This window comes from Rhodopila sp. (assembly GCF_965277825.1).
GTDB lineage: Bacteria > Pseudomonadota > Alphaproteobacteria > Acetobacterales > Acetobacteraceae > Rhodopila.
On the sequence record NZ_OZ255846.1, the window covers coordinates 3,580,670 to 3,600,333 of the forward strand.

At 62.9% G+C, this 19,664-nt stretch carries 18 protein-coding genes; 7 read left to right on the top strand and 11 right to left on the bottom strand.

The features are described from left to right. Positions 1-194 precede the first annotated feature (194 nt). From ACQY4T_RS17570 to ACQY4T_RS17590, 5 genes are all read left to right on the top strand, one after another. Positions 195-392, top strand: a complete 198-nt coding sequence (locus ACQY4T_RS17570) for a YqaE/Pmp3 family membrane protein (RefSeq protein WP_428533306.1) — start codon at positions 195-197, stop codon at positions 390-392. 445 nt (positions 393-837) lie between these two features. Beyond that, positions 838-2,043, top strand: a complete 1,206-nt coding sequence (locus ACQY4T_RS17575; RefSeq protein WP_428533309.1) for an acyl-CoA dehydrogenase family protein — start codon at positions 838-840, stop codon at positions 2,041-2,043. Continuing rightward, positions 2,043-3,179 carry an acyl-CoA dehydrogenase family protein gene (locus ACQY4T_RS17580; protein WP_428533312.1) on the top strand — a complete coding sequence of 379 codons (1,137 nt, stop codon included), beginning with the start codon at positions 2,043-2,045 and terminating at the stop codon, positions 3,177-3,179. The genes ACQY4T_RS17575 and ACQY4T_RS17580 overlap by 1 nt, the downstream gene beginning before the upstream one ends. Before the next feature lie 475 nt (positions 3,180-3,654). After that, on the top strand, positions 3,655-4,167 hold the full coding sequence (locus ACQY4T_RS17585; protein ID WP_428533315.1) for a hypothetical protein: 513 nt from the start codon (positions 3,655-3,657) through the stop codon (positions 4,165-4,167). Between the two features lie 15 nt (positions 4,168-4,182). Beyond that, positions 4,183-4,359 (top strand): hypothetical protein, encoded by a 177-nt coding sequence (locus ACQY4T_RS17590; protein ID WP_428533318.1) that lies wholly within the window; start codon positions 4,183-4,185, stop codon positions 4,357-4,359. A gap of 65 nt (positions 4,360-4,424) precedes the next feature. On the opposite strand, the gene polA is transcribed toward ACQY4T_RS17590, so the two are convergent. Further along, the gene (polA, locus tag ACQY4T_RS17595; protein ID WP_428542956.1) at positions 4,425-7,244 is read right to left on the bottom strand and encodes a DNA polymerase I; all 2,820 of its coding nucleotides are present in this window, start codon (positions 7,242-7,244) and stop codon (positions 4,425-4,427) included. Between the two features lies 1 nt (position 7,245). Beyond that, on the bottom strand, positions 7,246-7,458 hold the full coding sequence (locus ACQY4T_RS17600; protein ID WP_428533321.1) for a zinc-finger domain-containing protein: 213 nt from the start codon (positions 7,456-7,458) through the stop codon (positions 7,246-7,248). Between the two features lie 71 nt (positions 7,459-7,529). Here ACQY4T_RS17600 and ACQY4T_RS17605 point away from each other — a divergent pair, with 71 nt between their 5' ends. After that, on the top strand, positions 7,530-8,546 hold the full coding sequence (locus tag ACQY4T_RS17605) for an alpha/beta fold hydrolase (protein WP_428533324.1): 1,017 nt from the start codon (positions 7,530-7,532) through the stop codon (positions 8,544-8,546). 119 nt (positions 8,547-8,665) lie between these two features. On the opposite strand, the gene ACQY4T_RS17610 is transcribed toward ACQY4T_RS17605, so the two are convergent. Together ACQY4T_RS17610 and ACQY4T_RS17615 are read right to left on the bottom strand one after the other, a co-directional pair. After that, on the bottom strand, positions 8,666-10,006 hold the full coding sequence (locus ACQY4T_RS17610; RefSeq protein WP_428533327.1) for an ATP-binding protein: 1,341 nt from the start codon (positions 10,004-10,006) through the stop codon (positions 8,666-8,668). Between the two features lie 140 nt (positions 10,007-10,146). Further along, entirely contained in the window at positions 10,147-10,866 is a 720-nt protein-coding gene (locus ACQY4T_RS17615; protein WP_428533330.1) for a response regulator, read from the bottom strand. A gap of 123 nt (positions 10,867-10,989) precedes the next feature. Between ACQY4T_RS17615 and ACQY4T_RS17620 the strand changes: the two genes are divergently transcribed. After that, on the top strand, positions 10,990-11,418 hold the full coding sequence (locus ACQY4T_RS17620) for a hypothetical protein (RefSeq protein WP_428533332.1): 429 nt from the start codon (positions 10,990-10,992) through the stop codon (positions 11,416-11,418). Positions 11,419-11,501: 83 nt separating this feature from the next. On the opposite strand, the gene ACQY4T_RS17625 is transcribed toward ACQY4T_RS17620, so the two are convergent. From ACQY4T_RS17625 to ACQY4T_RS17655, 7 genes are all read right to left on the bottom strand, one after another. After that, the gene (locus ACQY4T_RS17625; protein WP_428533335.1) at positions 11,502-12,233 is read right to left on the bottom strand and encodes an SDR family NAD(P)-dependent oxidoreductase; all 732 of its coding nucleotides are present in this window, start codon (positions 12,231-12,233) and stop codon (positions 11,502-11,504) included. Then, a complete protein-coding gene (locus tag ACQY4T_RS17630; protein ID WP_428533338.1) occupies positions 12,234-13,136 on the bottom strand; it encodes a TauD/TfdA dioxygenase family protein in 903 nt (300 codons plus the stop codon). It lies immediately after the preceding gene. A 38-nt stretch (positions 13,137-13,174) separates the two neighbouring features. Next, the gene (locus ACQY4T_RS17635; protein WP_428533341.1) at positions 13,175-14,068 is read right to left on the bottom strand and encodes an alpha/beta fold hydrolase; all 894 of its coding nucleotides are present in this window, start codon (positions 14,066-14,068) and stop codon (positions 13,175-13,177) included. A 99-nt stretch (positions 14,069-14,167) separates the two neighbouring features. After that, on the bottom strand, positions 14,168-14,968 hold the full coding sequence (locus ACQY4T_RS17640; RefSeq protein WP_428533344.1) for an SDR family NAD(P)-dependent oxidoreductase: 801 nt from the start codon (positions 14,966-14,968) through the stop codon (positions 14,168-14,170). Positions 14,969-15,083: 115 nt separating this feature from the next. After that, complete coding sequence (locus ACQY4T_RS17645) at positions 15,084-15,329, bottom strand: hypothetical protein (RefSeq protein WP_428533347.1); 246 nt, start codon at positions 15,327-15,329, stop codon at positions 15,084-15,086. 1 nt (position 15,330) lies between these two features. Further along, entirely contained in the window at positions 15,331-15,537 is a 207-nt protein-coding gene (locus ACQY4T_RS17650) for a cold-shock protein (RefSeq protein WP_428493174.1), read from the bottom strand. Positions 15,538-15,728: 191 nt separating this feature from the next. Next, positions 15,729-19,244 carry a sarcosine oxidase subunit alpha family protein gene (locus ACQY4T_RS17655; RefSeq protein ID WP_428533350.1) on the bottom strand — a complete coding sequence of 1,172 codons (3,516 nt, stop codon included), beginning with the start codon at positions 19,242-19,244 and terminating at the stop codon, positions 15,729-15,731. Positions 19,245-19,664: the final 420 nt, after the last annotated feature.

Here is a 19,664-nt window from a genome sequence, read left to right on the forward strand (position 1 = left end):
ATCAGGGCTACGATCAAGTTTCTTTGCCGGTCGGTGCCTCGACGCCTGTCACGACAACGCTACCGTTTGGAAGCCCAACGATGGATGGGCGTATGATGGCGCGGGTTTCCGTCTGGGTTGGCTGATCTGTTATGATCCTCTCGACATGCCCCGTCGGTTATCTCGAGCCGCCACGGCGCCCACAAGGATTGTCCATGATTGCTGTTGCCGTGTTGCTGCCTTGGCTTGCGCTGCTTCTGAGCAGGCGCTTCTTTCAGGCCCTGTTGTGCCTGGGGCTGCAACTCACCGTGCTGGGATGGATCCCGGCGGCGATCTGGGCTGTGCTCGTGGTCAACGACGACAAGCGGGAGCGACAGTATCGCGAAATGCTTCGGGTGCTTCGGGGCCGGTGACGCCGGTGTGTCTGTCCTGGCAGACACAAGCGGCTAGGCTGCGGGACTGACGAGATGGAGATCTGAATGCGCCTCTGGCAGCTAGGCTGGCTATGCCTTCCCCTCCTACTGGCTGGATGTGGTGGCAATGACAAACCGGCTGCAACGCTTTCGGTAAGCTGCGGCGGGAGCGATGTCCTGGTTGGCGCCGGTTCAGTCGACGTGCTGGGAGACCCGGTGAACGGACGTCCCACACTCAGTTTCCCCGATCCGGTGAACGCCGGCAGGACCGGGGCTTTGTCGGTCCGAGCCGGGGACCGATGCACCATCACCCCGGCGTCCGGTTCTGGCGGATGACGGACCGCGTCGTGGAACGAAGGACCAGGCGCCGCCGCTGGTTCGGTGAGCCGGATTGCACAGTACCCTAGGCACGATTAAACATACCGACCAGTAGGAGGGACAATCGATGGATCTTCGCTTCACCCCGGAAGAACGCGCCTTCCGCGAGGAAGTCCGCGGCTTCATTCGCGACAATTTGCCGACGGACACTCGCGACCGCATGAAGCTGGGGCATCCGCCGCACAAGGAGGACACCGTGCGCTGGCAGCGGATCCTCAACGCGAAGGGTTGGGCGGCGATGTCCTGGCCGAAGGAATGGGGCGGACCAGGCTGGACGGCGATCCAGAAGATGATCTTTTTGGAAGAAAACCTGATGGCTCCAGCGCCGGAGTTGTTGTCTTTCAACATCACCATGCTGGGGCCGGTGCTGATTCATTTCGGCACCGACGAACAGAAGCAGCGCTTTTTGCCGCGGGCGGCCAATCTTGATGATTGGTGGTGTCAGGGGTTTTCGGAGCCGGGGGCGGGGTCCGATCTGGCGTCGCTTAAAACCGCGGCGAAGCGGCACGGCGATCATTACGTGGTGAATGGGCAGAAGATCTGGACCTCAACCGCTCATAATGCGGACTGGTGTTTCCTGCTGGTTCGCACCGATCCGAATGCGCGCAAGCGGCAAGAGGGCATTTCCTTCCTGCTGGTGGACATGAAGACTCCGGGTATCACGGTACGGCCGATCATCTCGATCGATGGCGCACACCACCTGAACGAAGTGTTTTTTGACGATGTGAAAGTTCCGGTGGACATGCGCATCCATGCCGAGAACAAAGGCTGGGATGTGGCCAAGTTCCTGCTTGGCAACGAGCGCACTGGCATTGCCCGTCTGGGTAAATCGCGTGAACGGGTCAGTTCGGCCCTCAAGATGGCGAAAGAGGTGAACTTCGGCGGCGTGCCGCTGATCGAGGACCAAACGTTCCGTCAGCGCATTGCTCAGTTGCAGGTGGATATGAAGGCGCTGGAGATTACTCAGTATCGGGTGGTTTCGGCCTATGACAAGGCGAAGGGCGCCGGCAAGCCCGACCCGCTATCGTCGGTGCTGAAGGTGAAGGGGACCGAGTTGCTGCAGGCGACGTCGGAACTGGCGGTCGATGTCGCCGGGCCGATGGCGACGCCGATCTGGGCGCAGGAATTGGCGGCGTTGAACGAGCCGGACGACATGCTGGAAGCCAGCAGTGCGGGAACCGGCGGGTATCTGATGCTGCGGGCGGCGTCGATCTACGGCGGCACCAACGAGATCCAGAAGAATATCCTGACCAAAGCGGTATTGGGGCTGTAATGGATTTCGAACCGTCCGACGACCAGCGGCTGCTGGTCGAGAGCGTCACGCGGATGTTGAGCGGGACTTACGGTTTCGCTCAGCGCAAGGGGTATATGGCGTTGCCGGAGGGGTATTCTCCGGCGGTGTGGTCGCAGTTCGCGGAGCAGGGCCTGCTGGGCTTGCCGTTCGCGGAGGAATATGGCGGCTTCGGCGGCGGCGCGCAGGAAGTCATGCTGGTAATGCAGGCGTTTGGCCGGGTGCTGGTGCTGGAGCCGTATTTCTCGACGGTGGTGCTGGCCGGGATGGCGTTGAACGTCGCCGGGTCGTCGGAGCAGAAGGCGGCTGTGCTGCCGGCGATCGCCGAGGGTCGTTTGAAGATGTCGTTTGCGCATTGCGAGCGGCAGGCTCGTTATGACTTGACGGATGTGGTGACGACGGCCAAGCGGAACGGGTCGGGCTGGGTGCTGGACGGATCGAAGACGGTGGTTGCAAATGGCGCGACGGCTGACCGCATCATCGTCAGCGCGCGAACCGGTGGTGATCGCCACGATGCTGACGGCATCACGCTGTTTCTAGTGGATGCCGATGCATCAGGCGTCGCCAGGCGCGGCTATGTCAGCCGCGACGACACGCGGGCGGCGGATATTTCCCTGTCAAACGTTTCCGTTTCGGATGCCGACGTGCTTGGCGGGGTCGGCGGCGGGTTGCCGATCATCCAGCGTGTGGTGGAAGCCGGGATTGCTGCCAGCGCGGGTGAGACAGTCGGGGCGATGGAAGCGATGAACGAAATGACGCTGGAATACAGCAAGACCCGGGTGCAGTTCGGCAATCCGATCGGATCGTATCAGGTGGTTCAGCACCGGTTGGCGGACATGTTCATGGCGCAGGAGCAAGGCCGCAGCATGGCGATGCTGGCGACCATGTCGATCGACAATCCGGAGCAGGGCGCGAGGACACGGGATATCGCGTTGGCGAAGGTGGGGATCGGGCAGGCCGGCCGGTATGTATCGCAGAGCGCGGTGCAGATGCATGGCGGGATCGGGATGACCGAGGAATACGCGGTGGGGCACTATTTCCGGCGTTGCATGGTGATCGAGCGGTTGTTCGGCGATCCGGCTTACTACCTCAATAAACTGGCGGCCGAAGTGGGGTAATCGTATATCGCACGATCGCCGGACTGGTTGCGCGCCGCTGCTATTGAGTGGCGGCAGGACCGGCGGCCGTTCGAGACGATCTGCCGCGTTTGAGTGAAAAGCTGTTCCGACGACGGCGCCATGGTCGGTGCCGTCGATTGCATGTACTCCGGGTCGAGCGCCGGCAGGTTGTCGGAACGAATCAACTGGTTCTGGCTTTCAGCGCCAGAACCAAGCCCCGCTGGGAGCGACGAAGGTCGTAGGGGCCCCCTGCCCTAATGCGGCCTGCCCCTGCCCCAGGTCATGATCGGCCCAGGCTGGATCGACAATTCCTTAATTGGGGATGCGAACAAGGCGTCTTGCTTTGGACTCATCAGCGTTCCACGCAGCGCCGCCACTGCGGACAGGCGGGAATACAGCGCGTGTCGGTATTCGCTATTGCGACGCATTCTCATCTGAAGTAATATCCGCTCCATCAACCCTCGGAGCGCCGCGCATGGGTCAGATTATCCGGCTACCAGTCCGACTTGCGGGATACCCCGATAATTCGGCTGCTCTCGACCCAGCGGAGAGCGTTCTGCTGGTCGCCTTTCGCTCATGGGTGGACGCCTTTCGTCAGGAGGAAGATCCGATGCCTCGAATGTGCCAAGACCTTGACGGTGCGGGCGTGTACGACGCCGCTTTTTCGGTCAACCGGTTGATGACCATAATCGCCTGTCATGTCATCCGGCCGATGAGCATTCACTGCCCGGGCTGTCAGCACCTGTCCAACGATGAGAAGCGTCTTCTGCATGCCGCCAGTCTTGCGCAGGGCGGCCACGGGCATCTTGCGGAAACGGCGTTACGAACCGCCCTACTGTCGGCGGAAGGTGCGGAAGGCGCCCTGGATCCGCTGCTGGATCTAGCCGGGCTGTTGGCTGAAGCCGGCATGTTCTTTCGAAACAGAGGGGCGCCCGCGCCGAATCTGGCGGTGGATAAGCCAACAGCGTCAGCAGAAACGATTCTTTGAGCGGGGTCGGTCCTGATGGAAAGGCATTTTTCGACCGGCGTTGCCACCATTGTCGCGCTAATGGCGGCGCAACAAGCCGCATCCGAGCAAGAAGAGGCGAAGGCGAACTATTTTCGCGGCATAGTCGGCGAGGACGAAGCTGAGCTGCGGTGTTGTGGCAAACCCGGTATGGGCGACACGGCGCAATCATAGTGTTTCAGTTGCGGGGGCAAGAAGCGGTTGCTGGCGGTCGTTGCGACGATGGATGACGATCGCCGTCAATGAGCGGCGGCCCAGGTACGCCCTGCCCCGGTCTCGGCCACCAGCGGGACGGATAGAACCGCGGCACCCTCCATCACACGGCGAACCACCACGGCCAATTGTTCGGCCTCGTGCTCCGGTGCCTCGAACAGAAGTTCATCATGCACCTGCAACAGCATCCGGGACCGAAGCCCCTCGGCCCGTAAAGCCGCGGGCAACTTCACCATCGCTCGCTTGATGATATCCGCGGCCCCGCCCTGCAGCGGCGCATTGATCGCTTGACGCTCGGCATAGGCGCGTCGGGCGCTGTTCTTGTCGGCGATGCCGGAGATCCAGCAGCGTCGGCCGAATGGCGACACGACGTAGCCGTTGGCCCTCGCCTGTTTCTTGGTCTCTTCCATGTAGGCGAGGATACCCGGATAGCGTTCGAAATAACGACCGATATAGAGTCGGGCCTCCCCAGGCGAGATGCCCAATTGCCGAGCCAGGCCAAAGCCGGAAATGCCGTAGATGATGCCGAAGTTGATGGCCTTGGCGCGGCGGCGGGTCATCGGGTCCATGCCGGCCATCGGCACTCCGAACACCTCGCTGGCGGTGCGGGCGTGGATGTCCTCGCCGTTGGCGAAGCTGTCTCGCAGCACCGGTAAATCGGCGACGTGGGCGAGCAGCCGCAGTTCGATCTGCGAGTAGTCGGCGCTGACCAGCACATGGCCGGGTTCGGCGATGAAGGCGTGGCGGATGCGGCTGCCTTCGTCGGTGCGGATCGGTATGTTCTGCAGATTGGGATCGTTGGACGAAAGTCGCCCGGTGGAAGCAACCGCCATCGCGAAACATGTATGCACCCGCCCGGTGTCGGGGTTGATGTCGTTGACCAGCGAGTCGGCGTAGGTCGACTTCAGCTTCGCCAACTGGCGCCATTCGAGGATACGCGTGGGCAGTTCCAATCCCTGATCGGCCAACGTCTGCAGCACCGAGGAATCGGTTCCCCAGGCGCCGGTCTTCATCCGTTTGCCGCCTGGCAGCTTGTGTTCGTCGAACAGCACCTCACCCAGTTGTTTCGGACTGCCGACGTTGAACGGGTGGCCGGCCAGGCGGTGGCAGTCCTGCTCCATGACCGCCATGCGGGCCTCGAAGTCAACCGACATGCGTCGCAGATCGTCGGCATCGACCTTGATTCCGGCACGCTCCATCGCCAGCAGCACCGGGACCAGGCGGCGCTCGGTCTGTTCATACAGTGCAAGGCCGCCGTTCAATCGCAGCCGAGGCTGAAGCGTCTGCCACAGACGCAGTGCGACATCGGCATTTTCGGCCGCCGGGGCCGTTGCCCGGTCGATTTGAACTTGCGCCAGCGGCACCCGGTTGCGGCCGGTGCCGGTCGCGTCGTCGAAGCTGAGTGGCGTGTGGCCCAGGTGCAGCTTCGAGAGGTCGTCCAGCGCATGTCCGTGCAGACCGGCGTCCTGTGCGTAGGAGATCAGCATCGTGTCGTCGATCGGTGCGGGCATCGGGAAGCCGGCGCGCGACAGCACCAGCATGGCGAACTTGGCGTCCTGGAAGATCTTCAGCACCGAAGCGTCGGTCAGCAGCGGTCCCAGCAGTTCGATTGCCTGGTCGGTTCCGATCTGCTCGCCTAGCACCTCATGTGCCAATGGCACGTAACAGGCGCGTCCTGGCGCCACGGCCAGCGACAGGCCGATCAGACGAGCACGCATGGCGTCCGGGCGGTCGGTTGCGGTGTTGATCGCGACCTGACCGGCGGCCAGGGCGTCACCGACCCAGGCACGCAGGGCGTCGGCGGTGGTGACGCTGTCGTACGGACCAAACCCGCTCTCGGTGGGCGGCGGGGTGAGGCCCAGGTCGGGCTGCAATCCGGCCGGTCGTGCGGGAGGCGGCGCTGTCTCGGACGACGGTTGCGGCTGGCCAGTGGTCGGTTTGGCGCCAGTGTCGGCGTCCAAACCGAGCCGAGCGGCGACGCTGCGAAAGCCTTGTCGGGTTAGCCATGCGGATAGGACCATCCTGTCGGCATCGCGCTGGGCCAGGGCCTCGACCGGCACGGGGAGTGGCGTGTCCAGCCTCAATCGGACCAGTTCGCGCGAGATACGGGCCTTGTCGGCGTGCTCGATCAGCATGTCGCGCCGTTTGGACGGCTTCATGCCGGGCGCCGCGGTCAGCACAGCTTCGACGTCGCCGTACTCGTTTATCAGTTGCGCCGCGCCCTTTGGGCCGATGCCGGGCACGCCGGGCACTTTGTCGGTCGAATCACCGATCAGCGCCTGCACCTCGATCATCTTGTCCGGTGTGACGCCGAATTTCTCCAGCACCTCGGCCGGACCGATCGGCTTCTGCTTGATCGGATCCAGCATGTCCACGCCGGGCCGGATCAGTTGCATCAGGTCCTTGTCGGAGGAGACGATGGTGACCTGGCCGCCGGCGGTGACGGCGGATTGGGCATAGGCGGCGATCAGATCGTCAGCCTCCCAGTCGGGCAATTCGATGGCGGGGACGCCGAACGCTTCGGTGGCCTCCCGGACTAGGGCGAACTGCGGGATCAGTTCATCAGGGGGTGGCGGCCGGTGTGCCTTGTAGGGGTCGTAGAGGCGGTTGCGGAAGGTCAGACGGCCGGCGTCGAAGATGACGGCGATATGGGTGCCGACGTGCTCCTTCAATAGCTTGGCCAGCATGTTTGTGAAGCCGTACACCGCGTTCACCGGCGTGCCGTCCTGTCTGGTCATCGGCGGCAAAGCGTGGAAGGCGCGGAAGATGAAGCCGGATCCGTCGATCAGGATCAGGTGCAGTTTCTGGGTTGCGACCTCGGGCTCGGCCGGGATCTCTCCGGCGATGTCAATGTCCGCTGGCGTGATCCGCTCCCGGGTTCAGGACATAGAGACGTGAGCAATAGGGGCACATCACCTGCTCGCCGGGGATGCGCAGGAAAACCCTTGGGTGGCCCAGGGCGCCGTCGCCGCCATCGCAGGCCGCGGTGCGGGAGTCGACATGGATGATCTCGGTCGGGGTCGCTGGGAGGCCAGTATTTTGGGCGGCGCCGTCCGGCATCTTGATCCTCTGTCTGGTCTGGAACGCGGGCTGATGATAGCGATGCGGCGAATGCTTTCAACCAGTCTCCCTTGAAACCGCTGCGCGCCGGCATGCTGCTGGTCCTGCTGCTAGTGGCTACGGTGCTGACCGGATGTGTCGGCCGGATCGCCCCGCCCGGTCCGGCGGTGGAGAGACCGACCGAGACGGATGATGTGTTCGTCATGCCGGACGGCACCGCCCTGCCCTACCGGGAGTGGCTGCCCAGAGGTTTCCCCAGCACTGTCGTGCTGGCGCTGCACGGCATGAACGACAGTCGCGATGCGTGGGAGTATCCGGCCCCCGACTTCGCGGCCGCTGGGATGGCGGTATTTTCGCCGGATCAACGCGGCTTCGGCGCGACCCGCACGCGCGGTCTTTGGCCGGGCACCGCCGGCCTGGTGGCTGATGTCCGGGTCATGGTCCGGCTGCTGCGGTCACGCTATCCGCGGGCCAGACTGATCCTGATGGCGGAAAGCATGGGGGCCGCGGCGATGATGGTCATGGCGACCGAACCGCACCCGCCGCCGGTGGATGGCTATGTGCTCATCGCACCCGCGGTCTGGGGGCGCTCGAAGATGAACATCCTGCTGCGGGGGTCGTTGTGGCTGGCCGATCATACCGTGCCGGGCATGAAGGTGACCGGCGGAGGCGTTGTGAAGGTGACCGCCAGCGACAACCGGGCGGCACTGATCCGGCTTTCGACCGATCCGCTGACACTGCGGGAAACCCGGGTGGATGCGATCAAGGGGCTGGTGGACCTGATGGATCAGGCATTGGCGGCGGCGGCGCATTTCCGCGCGCCGGCTTTGTTCTTGTATGGCGGCCGTGATGAACTGGTTCCGCCGAAGGCGACCGCCGCCATGTGGCGGGCGCTGCCGCGTGTCGGCCACGGTGGTGCTGTGCTGGCTTTCTATCCGGCGGGCTATCACCTGCTGCTGCGCGACAAGGACCGCGCGGCGCCGATCGACGATATTCTGGCCTGGATCAACCATCCGGATGCGCCACTGCCGTCCGGCGCGGGTGACGCGGCTGAGGCGTGGCTGACCAAGCAGGACGCGTCGGATTGACTTGCCGGATTTGGATACGAGACCGAGATTTCTGACCCCGACCCGCAATATGGAGCCGCTTTGATCCGGTGCGCGCCACAGAAGTCGGGTTGGCACCGACGCCATGCTTGAACATATGGCTAAATCGGCAAGGTCACGATCGCCTTGGCACCACCGGACGGACGGTTGGTGATCGTCACGTCGCCGCCATGGGCGCGCATGATGTTTCGCGCGATCGGCAGTCCGAGACCAACGCCGCCGGTTTCCCGGTTGCGGCTTGGCTCACCGCGGTGAAACGGTTCGAATACCCGGTCGAGATCGCCGCTCGGAATGCCCGGACCGTCGTCTTCGACCTCCACCATGACACCCCGATGTTCGGCCTGGAGCAGGCGTACCCTCGCCGAGCCGCCATAATTGACCGCATTGGCAACGAGATTGACGAATACTCGCTTTAACGCGAGCGAGCGCGCCTGAACGGTCAGATGGGCTGGTCCCTCGTAGTTCAGCTTGTCCAGCACATCGGGGTGGGCGTCTCCTGCCTCATCCAGGATGGTTCGCAACAGTTCGGCCAGATCGAGTTGGGTGACGGATTCGGTGGTGCGCGCATCCCGCCCGAACGCGAGTGTGGCGGAGACCATGGCCTCCAGTTCCTCCAGGTCGGCGAGGATCTTGGCGCGCTGCTCGTCGTCCTCAACGAACTCGGCCCGCAGCTTCAGGCGGGTGATGGGTGTGCGCAGATCGTGCCCGATGGCGGTCAGCAATTCGGTCCGATCCTGGACGAAGCGGCGGATACGCGCGGCCATGGTATTGAATGCCACGGCGGCGATGGCAACCTCGGTTGGGCCGTTCTCGGGCAATGGGGAGGCATTGACGTCGCGGCCGAGCGCTTCGGCGGCTTCGGCAAGGGTGCGGACAGGCGCGGTCAGGCGCCGCACCGCCCACAGGGTTAACGCCGCCGCGGTGACCGTCATCAGTACGAAGGCCGCCAGGAAGGTTGGCGAATGCCAGGGTCGCAGCGGTTCCAGCTTTGCTTTGACGTTAAGCCACTCGCCGTCCGGCAGGCGCATCCCGATAACCGCCTGATGCCAGGAGTGGCCGCCGTAGATCGCTATCTGCTGCCAGCGAAGCTTTGGACCTCCAAGCGGCACGAGGTTCATGTTTACGCGTATGAGACGCTGTTCGGGTATCGGCATCTCCGGCATATCCACCTCGGGCGGCGAGGCGCTGAGCGTGGGTGATAGATCGTTGCCGCGATGCAGTTCGGCCAGGACGGCGGCGCGACTTGGGGGGTCGGTCAGCGCGATGGTGCGATAGAGGCTGACGACACGAACAGCGATGTCGCGGGCCTGACTCAACCGCTGCACGTCCAGCCGATCGAGCGCATGAATGGTCAGGCCGGCGATCTGCACGATGATCAGTCCCAGCAACAGCACCAGCGCCGTGCGGGCGGCCAGACTGCCTGGCCAAGGGCGGATTCTCATGCGCGCTCCGGGGCGTGAATGCATGCCGTCGGGTTGATGGTAGATCGGCAATACCGCGCGACGCCAGAGCGTTGGGAGGATGGCTGGGTAGGCTCTAACGCTTTGTATTGTAGCATGTCCACGGACCTTGACCGTGGCGTCTATGCCCGCTCTACGGTCGCAGCCAGGACATAGCCGCCGCCGCGAACGGTCTTGATAAGCTGTGCGTTTCGCCCGTCATCCTCCAGCTTACGGCGAAGGCGGGACACGGCGACGTCGATCGCCCGATCGAACGGACCGGCCTGGCGTCCGCGCAGCAGGTCCAGCAGCATGTCGCGGGTCAGCACGCGATTGGCCCGGTCGACCAGCGCCTGTAGCAGGTCGTATTCGCCCCCGGTCAGCGCGACCTCGACGCCATCGGGATTGAGCAGCCGACGGCGGGCGGGGTCGAGGGTCCAGTTGTTGAAGCGATAGCCGCGGACAGAGGGGTCGTGGCGGGTCTCCGCCTGGTCGCCGGAGCGTCGCAACACGGCGCGGATGCGGGCCAGCAGTTCACGCGGGTTGAACGGTTTCGGCACGTAGTCGTCGGCGCCAAGTTCCAGACCGATGATTCGGTCGGTTTCCTCACCCATCGCGGTAAGCATCACGATCGGGATATCCGACTGCGTGCGCAGCCAGCGCGCCAGGTCGAGGCCTGATTCGCCCGGTAGCATCAGATCGAGCACAACGAGTTGGTAGTGGCCGTTGAGCCAAGCACGGCGCGCCTCTTTGCCGTCGCGCACGGCGGTCACGCGGATGCGCTGCTTTTCCAGAAAGCGGCCCAGGAGATCGCGAATTTCCCGGTCATCGTCGATGACGAGGATGTGTGGGGTCTGGTCCATATCCTGTTACATACGACGTGTACGGCCGGTCCGAAACGACCGTTGCATTTTATTGCAATTTGTCGCGGATGTGACGCGGATGGGCGCTCCAAGTAGCGGTGGTCGCAATCAGGGAGTTATCGGATGCGTCGAACCATCTTGGCCGCTGCCGCGGCGTTCCTTTCAGGCGGTATCGCCACGGGGGCGATGCTATCGCAAGCACAGCCGGCTCCGGCGCCGACGCAGCAACTGGATCGGGTTTCGTCAGAGGATCGCGGACCCGGCCATTGGGAGCATCCTGGTCCGGAGGGGCGAGCCTGGATGCACCATCATCAGGGGATGCGCCCATTCGCGCTGATCTACCGTCAGCCGGACCGTGAACTGTCGCCTGCCGACGTGCAGAAAATCGTCGAGGGGTTCTTGTTGTGGAACGGGAACCATGCGTGGAAAGTCACTGACGTCGCGCCGACAACGGATGGTCCGATCGGCTTCAGTCTGGCAACTCCAGATGGTTCGGTCGTAGCAAAATTTACCATGGACCCGCATTCCGGCCAAATTGCCCGCGTCGGGTAGACCACGCAGCCCAGGGCGCGCAGACCAGGTCGGCGCTTGGGCGTGTGCTGGCGGATGTATCAGTGGAAATTGTCGATCGGCGATCAGGCGTTGGTAATTCCCCCATCGATCGTGATGGTCTGCCCGGTGATGTAGGAGGCGTCCGGTGAGCAGAGGAAGCGGATCACCGAGGCGATTTCGGCTGGCTTGCCGAAGCGCCGCAACGGGATCTCCATTCGATAGGCCTCGCCGCGTTCGGCGATGACCGGGTCCGCCATCTTGGTTTCAATTACGCCTGGCGCGATCGCATTCACCAGTACATCCGGCGCCAGCTTCCTGGACAGGGCTCGGGTCAGGCCGACGATGCCGGCCTTGGCCGCGGCGTAGGGCACACGGTCCGCGCTGCCGCGGCGGTAGGCAACGGAGCTGGTCAGCACGATGCGCGCCGGCTCTCGCTGGTCGAACCGCGTGGAGAACGCCACCGCCATGTCGTAGGCGTTGGTCAGATTGGCGGCGATCGCGCGATTCCACACGCCGTGGTCCTCGGGGTCGAGATGATCCCGCTCAAACAGGCCAGCGAGATGCACCAGCGCGTAGACCGGTGCGCCGGCGGCCTCTATGACACGGGCGCATTCCGCTGGCGTTTCAAGAGCCGAGACGATGACGCCGAGGCGCACGCGACCGAGGGTCTGCTGGGCGCGCGACAGGGCGGCCTCGTCGACATCGGCCATGATGACATGGCCGCCGTGGTCCATGAACGCGCGCACCGTTTCGATGCCGATGCCGCGCGCGCCACCGGTAACGACGATGCGTTTACCGGTGAAAGTCGATGCCACTCAGGCTAGGCCGTCACGACCATGCTGCAGCAGCGACGTGTAGTCCAGCGTCGCCATTACCTGCGCCCGGCGCATGTAGCGCGGCTCGTTCGGCATGTAATCGGCGACGGCGTTGTGCACTGTGCCGATGTTGTCCCACATCAGCAGGTCACCGACCGCCCAGTGATGGGCGTAGAGAAAATCGGCCCGCTCTTGGTGACGGAACAGGTAATCCAGGATGGTGTCGCTTTCACTTCGCTCGATGCCGTCGATCCACATGGTGTAGCCGGGGTTGGCGTACAAGACCTTGCGTGCGGTCAGCGGATGGATGCGCACCAAAGGCTGCGAGACCGGCGGTTTCTTGCGCCGCTGTTCGTTTGTCAGCCTGGCGCGGTGAGAGCCTGGTCGGAGGCGCATGACTTCCCAAAACTTTTCGAAGTCGTGGGTGGCGGTGTGTCCTTCGATTTTGTGTTTCACCTCATCGGGCAATTCGTCATAGGCGGCGTGCATGTTGCGGAACTGGGTTTCGCCGACCGATTTTCCGTTGCGCATCGGCACGGCTTGCGCGTGCAGCACATTGGCGAGCGCGATGTCCTTGCTGTAGGACATGTCGGTGTGCCAGCCCTGCCCCGCATCGTTCAGGCCGACCGGCTTTCCGGCGGGATCGGTCCGGTTGGACAGGATCATGACCTCGGGAAAATCGGGCTCGTGGAATTTGTTGGCGACGTTGACCTCGAGGTCACCGAACCGCCTGGCGAACGCCGCGAAGGCCGCGGTGTCGAAGGTCTGATTTGGGAAGCAGAGGGCGCCGTGCTTGCCGAGCGCGGTCAGGACTGTGCGCAGAGCGTCGTTCGATAATGCGGTGGCGTGGTCGATGTCTTGAACTTGGGCGCCGAGCGTTTGGCCGCTTGGGATGATTTTCATGGCGGTATCTCCCTGACCCTGTGTTAGCGGGATCGTTATTAGTCGGCAACGGCAAGGCGCTCGACCGCGGCGACGACGTCTTGCGGATTTTCGCGCGACAAGAAGTGTCCGGCGCGCGGGATCAGCCGGCGTTCCATAGGCCCGGTGAACATACGGTCGCGCGGTATCGAGCCGGCCGGGGGGCCAACGCCGTCGGCCTCTCCATGCAGGACGATCGTTGGCACGCCGATGGTGGGTTGTTTGCCCAGTGCGACTTCCAGGTTATCGTAAGCAGGATCGCCGGGGGCGTTTCCGTATCGATGTCGATAAGACTTGATCGTTACGTCGACAAAATCGGGGTTATCGAAGCTGGCCGCGGTGGTCTTGAATGTCGCATCGTCGAAGGCCCAGTTCGGCGACCATAGATGCCATAGCAGCCTGGCAACCTCGGCGCGGTTTTCTATCAGACCGTTACGGCCTCGATCGGTGTGGAAATACCACTGATACCAGTGGCGATACTCCTGTTCCGCCATGCCAGGATGGACAGCGGCAGCGATATCTTGAATGCCGTAGCCGGTGATGGCGACCAGCGCGGTGACTCGTTCGGGCCATAGAGCGGCGGCGACGCATGCGGCGCGTCCGCCCCAGTCGTAGCCGACCAGGATAGCCGCCTCGATCGACAGCGCGTCCATGAAGTCTCGGACATCCGCGCCCAGCGCGGCCTGCTGACCGCTTCGGGGGGTCTCGGCGTCCAGGAAGCGGGTCGGCCCGAACCCACGCAGCCAGGGCACCAGAACGCGAAAGCCTGCTTCGGCCAGCGGCGGAGCGACGCCGTCGTAATCGTGGACGTCTGATGGCCAGCCATGCAGCAGGATCACGGCTGGGCCCGCGGACGATCCAGATTCCAGAAAGCCGATGTCGAGGACTGGGGTGCGTATGCTTTGCAGCGGCATTACGACAGGCCGCCATCCGGCGACGGATCCACGCGGGTGATGCCCTTGCCGATCCGGGGTCCGCCGGCCGTGAGAGCCGCTTTGGCTTCGCGCAGCATCTCAGCGCACCAGATTATTGGTTACGGCACCGCCGGTCGCTGTCCGGCCCCCGTCAACGACGTATTGCGCACCGGTGATGTTCGAAGCGAGATCGGAGCACAGGAAGATCACCAGGTTCGCCACCTCGTCGGCAGTGCCATAGCGTCCGATGGGTATATTGGACTGGTAGCGGGTACCGACGCTGGCGGGATCGTCGGCGCTGATCATCGACTCGAGTGAATGGATCATTCTTGTTTCGATCGGACCGGGGCAGATGCAGTTGACCCGAACGCCGGACCTGGCGACCTCGCCAGCAGCGGTCTTGGTCAGGCCGATGACAGCATGTTTGGAAGCGACGTAGGCGGGCATCCCTGGTGAGGCGACGAGACCGGCGACAGAGGCGGTGTTGACCACAGCGCCGCGGCCCTGCTTGAGCATCACGGGCAGTACATGGCGAAGCCCGAGGAAGACGCCTTTCACGTTCACCGCCATGACGCGATCGAACATGACCTCGTCATACTGGTGGGTTGGGGCGACGCTGCCTTCTATGCCAGCATTGTTATGGAAACAGTCGATCGCGCCGTATTTTTCCAGCACCAATCTCACGTAATTCTGGACGTCGGCCGACTGGGTGACGTCAGCGGAAATAAAGCAAGCGTCTCCGCCCTGCTGGCGAAGGATGCCGGCCGTAGCCTCGCCGGCGGCTTGGTCGCGATCGACGATGATCACCCTGGCGCCTCGACTGGCGAAACCGGAAGCGGTCGCGCGGCCAATTCCATTCCCTGCGCCGGTGATGAGCGCGACCTTATTATGAAAATCCATCGATGCCTCGCAACGTTCTTGACGTTGCGCGTAGGCTACACCAGTTGGCCAGGGACGGAAATCGGATCAGTGGACCAAGTATGCTTGTGTCTGAGCCAAGCATTTAGCCGCAAGATCACGTTCGGCGTAATTGCGCCTCGTCGACCACACGCTCGTGATTGTCTAGCGCACTTTTTGCACGATACTGACAGCCGATCTGGGTAATCGGCAGCCGCCGGATGATAGTGTAGATCCCGGGACGCACGTTTACGTTGGAGCCATTGGCCACCAGCGCGACCTTATCGCCGGCCGCGAACTTGTATTCAATCACAGGCTTCCCTCCGTCGGCATCAAGGGCGGCGCATGAAGCGCCGCCCGGCATGTCAGCTTGCCTGAAGATTGACGGCGGAAGTCTTACCTTGCTGTCCACGCTCCAATTCAAAGCTGACAGTCTGGCCCTCGTTCAAGGTCTTGAGTCCAGCGCGTTCGACCGCCGAGATGTGGACGAAAACGTCCTTGGAGCCGTCGGCTGGCTGAATGAAGCCAAAACCCTTTTGGGGATTAAACCATTTTACTGTACCTGAAGCCACGTGAAGTCTCCGCAACTGGCCAAATCCCGCGCACGTGCGAGATATCTTACTTTTCAATTGGGGAGAGAACGGCGCGTCGTAATACCATAAGGTAGAGCAGAACGACGCGAAATAGGGATCTTGCCCCGGCTGAAAAGTTCAGCCGTTCAACCTGTATACAGGACCCAGCCGAGGTTGGACAGCGGTTTTTTTCATCGTGTTGGAGAAACCTCAGCGTCGGCCGTCGGGGCTTCGGTATACTCCAGCCGCGCCTGTTCCAGGCACTCCCAAACGTAGGCCAGCATGGAGCGGGCAACATCGAGCTGGAAGATTTCGGCCGCGATCCGCCACACCATGACCTCGACCTGGCCGAGTAGCGTCCGAGTGCACATCCCGACCGGAAACGCCTGCATACCTACGTCCAGGGCGCAAAATGCGTTCAGGCAGTAGGCCGCCCTGGAGCCGGTAAGTTCCAGCATGACCGACTGATAGGAGACATCGACGATACTGGCCGGATGGCTGCCGGCCGCTTTGATCGCTATGGCCGCGAGGTCGGACATGGTTTCCGGCGCGACGATCAGCCACTCGGAGGGTCCAAGCCACAGCGCGGCCCGGTCGCGGGCGATGACGGATCGGCAGGGGACGGTTGGCAGCAGCACACCGAGGGCGAGACCGATCGCGGTGGCCGCGGTGGAGGCAGCCTTGATGGAAAGCCTCGTGGTGGGAGCGAGCAGGGTCAGGTTGACGGAACTGCTGGGACGGGCAATTCGAACATTCTGGTTCTCGAACGGTTCAAGAGCATCGATCGAGCGGTGCGGCGGCGATCCGGTACGTAACCGCTCGCCCGATTTGTCGATCAGGGCCGGGTCAGTGACAGTGACAGCGCTGAAGCCAATGCGTGTCGGCACGCGCAGTTCCTGGCCCAATCGTGAACGGCCACCTGAGATCAGCGCCAGGGCGAACGAGCGGCCAAGCGTGGGGCTATGGTAGGAGGAAGTGACATATCCGAGGCACGCCGTGTCGCTGTGTCCAGAGGGCTTGGGCGGCGATTGGCTGTGGGTTGCAACCACCTGGGCGCCTTCTTCAAGCACAACGGTTTTGTCAGTCGGCAGAAGCCCCACGAGTTGTCCGCGGTCCGATCGTTTTAGGTCCGGCAGCGATAGCGAGCGTCGGCCGATGAAATCTCCGCCGCTGATCGTCCAGTCCAGACCAACGTCGCCAGGGGTGACCGTGCCGTCAGTTTCTTGCCCGATGAGGATATAGCCTTTTTCGGCGCGAAGTCGGTGCATCGCATCGGTGCCAACCGGGCTTATATCGCGCTGTCGCAATGTGTTCCAGACACGTTGGGCTTGATGCGGCGGCAGGTTGATCTCAAAGCCGGACTCGCCGGTAGAACCGACGCGGAATAGCCGGATTGGAATGCCGCCGATATGGCCTTGAAGAACGCTCATATGCGGCATCGTGCCGAGATCGATATCTTGCAGGAAAGGTTGCAGGGCCTGCGCGGAGTTTGGCCCGTGAACCGAAATGACCGCCCATTGTTCTGTTACCGAAGTAAGCCATACGCGTGAGGCGGAAAACTCAGTCTGGCGATAGTCCTCCATGTGATGCAGCACGAACGCAAGGCCGCCCGTCGTGGTGGTGACATGAAAGCGGTCGGCGGCGAGCCGGGAAATGACACCGTCGTCACGTATGAAACCATCTTCGCCGAGAAGAAGTGCGTAGCGGCAGCGCCCTGATGCGAGGGTCGTCAAGTCGCCGGTATAGATGCGAGACAGGAACGCTGCGCCGTCGGGTCCGACGACTTCGATTTTTCCAAGTGTGCTGGCGTCGAGCATACCGACGTTGCCGCGAACAGCAAGACACTCGCGAACGATGGCGTCATCGATCGTTTCGCCATCGCCGGGGAAGCAGCGCGGTCGTTTCCAGCCGCCGGCATCCTCCAGTATGGCGTCCGGATACGATACCGGCGACAACCGGACCGGAGCCAAACTCCCGGCTCGAACCGAGCCGGCAAAGGCACCAAAGCTTACGGGTGTATAAGGGGGGCGGAATGTGGTCAGGCCGATGGTTTCAACCGGTTTGCCGGTCAGCCCGGCGACAGTGCCGAGTGCGTTGAGGTTCGATGTCTTGCCCTGATCCGTTGCCATCCCCGTGGTGGTGTAGCGTTTGACGTGTTCGATCGAGACAAAACCCTCGTCGATGGCTATGGCGAGGTCTTTCGTTGTTACGTCGTTCTGGAAATCCACGAACGCTAAACGATGCGGCGGCGCGGTGGTCAGCGGGGCCGGTGAAGTCATCGCTGGCATCCCGGCGACGGCGAAAATCCGGGATTCGCCGCGCCCTGCCGCGGTGCCGTCGTGCAGGCAGCGGGCGAGGTCAAAGGTTCCGGCGCAGGCCCCGATTGCGCCCTCGGAAGGCAGATAGTTTCCCGAGGCCTCGTCGAAGCGCAGGTTTCGGCGCGACTGGCTGAAGAGATGCAGTGATGGCGTCCAGCCGCCGGACATCAGGATGGTATCACACGGAATGATATCGGTCGCGTTGGCCAGCTTGGCGGAATGGACCCGGCCGCGTCCCTCAGTGCTGGCAATCGTCATGCCGGCGTGGATCGAGATGCCTTGTTCGCGGGCCGCTTGTATGGCCTCACCGTCAGGTGCCGGACGCTGATCGATGATTCCGGCTATGGCAACGCCGGCCTCCTTTAGATCGACAGCAGCGCGGTAGGCGCTGTCGGCGGCGGTCGCGACGACAATCCGTTTTCCGACTTTAACGCCATACCTGTGTAGATACGATCGGGCTGCTTCGGCAAGCATGATGCCGGGACGGTCGTTGCCAGGAAAAATCAGCGGTCGCTCAATCGCTCCTGTCGCCAAGATAACGCGTTGGGCACGGACTCGCCAGAACCGTTCCCTCGGTAATGTCGATGCCGGGTTTGCGAGATGGTCGGTGGCGCGTTGGAGCAAGCCTATCATGTTGTTCGGATACCAACCGAAGGCGGTCGTGCGGGTCAGCAAGGTGACTGATTTGGTGAGCGTGGCGACCGCTTGGCGGACCCATTCCGGGGCAGTCCAGCCGTCGATTGCTACACCAGATTCGCCTAGCAACGAGCCGCCGAATTCGGCCTGTTCATCGCACAAGATGACTCGGGCGCCGGTGTCGGAAGCGCCCAGAGCCGCTGCCAACCCTGCGGCACCCCCGCCGATGATAAGCAGGTCACAATGGGCGTGCTGATGCAGATATCGATCGGGATCTGGCCGGTTTGGCGCTCGGCCAAGGCCCGCGGTTCGGCGGATAGCGGGCTCATAGAAGGATTTCCAGAACGACGACGGCCACATGAAGCTCTTGTAGTAGAAGCCGGCGGACAGCAAGGGGGTGGCCAGTCCGGTCAATGCCGCCAGGTCAAGGCGCAGAGACGGAAACCGGTTCTGGCTGCGGGCCGACAGACCGTCATAAAGTTCGATCTGGGTGGCGCGAAGGTTCGGTGTGATCCGCCCCTGCCCTTTGTCGAGGGTAACGAGCGCATTGGGTTCTTCAGGCCCGGCGGACAGAATGCCGCGCGGGCGGTGGTATTTGAATGAGCGCCCGACCAGATGAACGCCGTTCGCCAGCAGCGCCGAGGCGAGCGTGTCGCCGGCGCAGCCTTGATATCGCCGACCGTCGAAGCTGAAATTCACCGCTCGGTCGCGGTCGATCCGGCCGCCTTCGGCTGTGCGAAATAACTGCGTCATGTTTATTCCGTGCCGGGGGGCAACGCGGTTGATTGTGTTGTCATAGCGAACTCCGCGCCGGCCGGGTCTCGCGGCAAACAACGACTAGTCGGCCGTCATGTACGGAGCCCCCCTTGTTGGCAAGGGCTGACGGCGTTTCTAGGAAGGTTGGTGAACGATACGCGCAGCCGACTCTGGTCACGACTCGAACGACGTACGCATCTTATATATATGCATATAGTGCCCATCGCTCCTGACATCGAATCCTCACTGGTGATACGCGACAGCGATCTCCGGCGGTTTTTTCCGCCGGGAACGCTGACGGCCGGTCGGTCGTACGAGCAACGCGGCCGCGTTCAAGACCTGGAGATAGCTGATCGGGGGGCGATCATCACCGCGACGACGCAGGGAACCCAGCCAGATCCCTATGTCCAAAGCTTG